The following is a 3,561-nucleotide window of genomic DNA, read 5'->3' on the forward strand; positions in this document are numbered from 1 at the left end:
GGTGTTCAGGTTCTTCTTGGTCGACGAACCCTTTACCGGAGACCTCGCCCATTCTTGATCACCGACACACCCGACAACGCCAAAATCCAGGTCAGGCAGTCACAGCAACTTCGATACAGGCCCTAGGTGGGTGTCCGGCGCCGGCGCTTTGCCGCCCGTGTAGCAGGTTTGGGCGGGGGTGCTCGATGGGCTGAAGTGGCTTTGTTTGGGGCCCCTAAGAAAAGAGGCGCCGGGGTGAAGCGGGTGGGGAAGGGATCACCCACGCCGGGGCCAGGCTAGCGCCTCCTTTCTCCCCAAACAAAGCCACTTCAGCCCATCGAGCAGGTGGCGGAGTTGGTGCCTGTTTGGTGGACAGCGGCTTTAGTGCGAAGGGAAACCGCGGGGAACGACAGAGATCGCGGGGAACGGCAGAGATCAGGGGAGTCACGAGGATCCGGATGCCGTGCGCTGGTTCGTGGGGGAGCGGTCAGGGCGTGTCGCGCGCCGTGTCGCAATGGGAGTGAGACCGATGTCGTCGAGCGGGCGAACATCGCGTAGACCTTTGCGGTCCAGCGCGGCGCCAGGTGGGCGGTGTGCGCCACTGCCGTTCAGTTCCTGCTTGCCTGGCGTGGGTTCAGGTCGTCACACCTCATACCTCTGCCGGGACGAAGCCCTCGATCGTGGTGCCCTCGCCTAGTGCCGATGCCACGCGCAGGGTGCCGCCGATGGCGGTGACTCGGCTGGTCAGGTTCAGCAGGCCCGCGCCGTCTCCGGGGCCCTCGAAGCCCGGGCCGTCGTCGCGCACCGCGAACGCCAGACCTTCGTCGGTCTCGGCCAGTCGCACCTCGATGGCGGCGCCCACCGCGTGCTTGTGCGCGTTGTTCACCGCTTCCAGGCACACGAAGTACACCGCGGTCTCCACTGGGACCGGGTAGCGGGGGAGGTCGTCGGCCAGGTCCAGTCGCACGTCGTCGTGTGTGCCCAGTTCGGCGTCCAGTGCGGCGACGAGTCCGTCGGCCACCAAGGCGACCGGCAGCACCCCGGCCGCAGTGCGCACGAGGGTCTCCTCGGCAGCGGCCAGTCGCTCGGTGAGGCCCGCGACGTGGGTGGGCAGTGAGTCTGGTGCGGTGCTCGCGGCGTGGTCGGCGAGGGCGACGGCGATGCGCAGGGCGACCAGGTGGTGTTGGGTGCCGTCGTGCAGGTCGCGTTCGACCCGGCGGCGTTCGGTGTCCATCTCGGCCGCGGCGCGCCAGCGGCCGTCGGCCAGTTCGGCGGTGGCGCGGTGGCCGGTCGCGCGCAGCTCGTCCACGGCCAGCCCGAGCCGCACCAGGTCGATCACCGGGATCAGTTCGCGGGCCACCGCGCCCAGGCGGGACCGTGGCGGGCGCACCGAGATCGCGGCGTCCAGGCCGATCGCGGCACGGGCAGTCGTACCGGTCCCGGTGCCCCAGGTGTGCTGTTGGCCGTCGATGGTGAGCACGCACTCCTCGACGCCCAGCGCCGTCCCGATGGCCTCGGCGACCGCGGCGGGTCGTGGTCCGCGTTCGGCCACGAGCTCCGCGACCGCTGTCAGCACCGCGTCCGCGGCTTGGTCGCCGTGATCGCGCGGTCGCACTCGGTCACGCTGTCGCACCGGGCCACGGTACCTGTCCGACGAGCTCACCCGGTACGGCTGCTCAGGACCGCCACCTGGTCGATCTTCCACTGTCCACCCTGGTTCACCAGCGCGTAACGGTGCCGTTCCCGGACCGCCCGGCCGTCGCTGAACACGTAGTCGACGGTGGTCTCCACGCTGTCGCCCCCGGCCGCCGCGACCTCGGACACGCGCACGGTCCGCACGCCGGCCCAGAACCGCTGGTAGCCGGCGAACCCACCGGCGGGACTCCGCTGGAAGCGCTCGGTCAACCGCGTCCAGCCCTGGTCCACGCCGTCCGGCATCAGCGCGTAGTAGTCGCTCACCGCCGCTTCCTTGGTCACGGGTGCGGGCGCGGGCGGCGGTGGCGCGGGCGCCTCGGTCGTGGTGGTCACCGGGGGCTGCGTGGTCGTCGGTTCGGTGGTCGGTTCGGCCGAGGCGGACGGCGGGTCGCTCGGCGGCGGCGCGGCGTTCGTAGTGGTTGTGACGGCGGGCGCAGCCACTCCCGGCTGCTCTTCATTCCCCTTGCGGGACAACAGGAATACGGTTCCCGCCACCAACAGCGCGAGCACCACAACGGCCACGACCAGCACGGGCCGCGCCCGTCGGGGTTCTCGGACGGGCTCCGGCTGGTCGACCGGCAGCGCCACCGCCTCGACCCGCTTGGTCGGTTCGACCAGGGTCGCGGGCACCATCACCTCGGTGACCGCGAGACCATCGAGATCGCCGCCCAGGGCGTCGCGCACCTCGGCCATGGTCGGCCGCGCCGCCGGGTCGGCGGCCAGCATGCTGGTGAGGATCGACGTGATCGCCCCCGCCCGCTCGGGCGGGGGTATCTCCGCGGTGGAGACCCGGTACAGCAACGCGATCGCGTTCTCGTCCTTGCCGAACGGCGGCGAACCCTCGACTGCCGTGTACAGCGTCGCGCCGAGGGAGAAGACATCAGCGGCGAAGGTCGCCCGCTCGCCCCGGGCCACCTCGGGCGCCAGGTACGCGGGTGTGCCGCGCACGGCGCCAGTGGCGGTCAGCGTCGTGTCCTCAACGAGTCGCGAGATCCCGAAGTCGGTGATCTTGACCGGACCGTCGCGGCCCAGCAAGATGTTGCCCGGCTTGACATCCCGGTGCACGATCCCCGCCTCATGCGCGGCGGCCAGCGCCGCAGCGACGTCCGCGCCAACCCGAGCCGCCTCCTCGACCGGCAACGTCCCGCGTTCGACTAGCACCGCGGACAGGTTGGTCGAGGGCAGATACTCCATGACGAGGTACGGCTGCCCGTCATCCTCCGCGACGTCATAGACAGTGATGGCGTGCGGGTGCTGCAACCGGGCGGCAATGCGCGCCTCGCGCAAGGCCTGTCGGGTCACCTCTTCCGCCAGTGGGCCGACCGGCGTCCGCACAAGCTTCACGGCGACGGTCCGGTGCAGGCGTTCGTCGTAGGCCTGCCAGACCTCGCCCATCCCACCCGCGCCCAGCGGCTCGATCAGGCGGTACCGCCCGGACACCAGTCGCTCAGTCACTCGATAGTGGTTACCCGAACGAGAGCGGTTGAAACAGGGCCAGACAGTACTAGACCAAGAGGCTCAATCATCTACGGCAAACAGCCCATCAGATCATTCATCCACTCACCCTCTCTACCCGGTTAGTCCGCCCACTCAGCCATGCCCAGCGGTGAATCCCGCCCCCCATCAAACCGCAGCGGTGGGGCCGACCCCGCTGGTACCGCAGCGGTGAAGCCGACCCCGCTGGCACCGAAGCCCAGCCATGGACCCGCCCGCCACCACCCACCCACCCGCAGCGGATAGGCCGACCCCGCTGGAACGCAAGTCCCGCTACGGATGCTCGATCTGGTGGACTCGCTTCGTGTGGGGGGAGAGTGCCGCTAAACTTGCCGTGGGTGGGGATGCCCTTACCCTGCCCTTTTCTCTCCACCGCGGTGCTCTAGGGGCCCC

Annotated in this window: 2 protein-coding genes; both read right to left on the bottom strand. The window is 70.0% G+C overall.

What is annotated here, in order from left to right; genetic code table 11:
• Positions 1–628: 628 nt before the first annotated feature.
• Complete coding sequence (locus QSK30_RS36495) at positions 629–1,594, bottom strand: sensor histidine kinase (protein WP_285509986.1); 966 nt, start codon at positions 1,592–1,594, stop codon at positions 629–631.
• Positions 1,595–1,638: 44 nt separating this feature from the next.
• Positions 1,639–3,129 carry a serine/threonine-protein kinase gene (locus QSK30_RS36500; RefSeq protein WP_285509987.1) on the bottom strand — a complete coding sequence of 497 codons (1,491 nt, stop codon included), beginning with the start codon at positions 3,127–3,129 and terminating at the stop codon, positions 1,639–1,641.
• Between the last annotated feature and the right edge of the window lie 432 nt (positions 3,130–3,561).

The sequence above is a fragment of the Actinokineospora sp. NBRC 105648 genome, assembly GCF_030269645.1.
Lineage (GTDB): Bacteria > Actinomycetota > Actinomycetes > Mycobacteriales > Pseudonocardiaceae > Actinokineospora.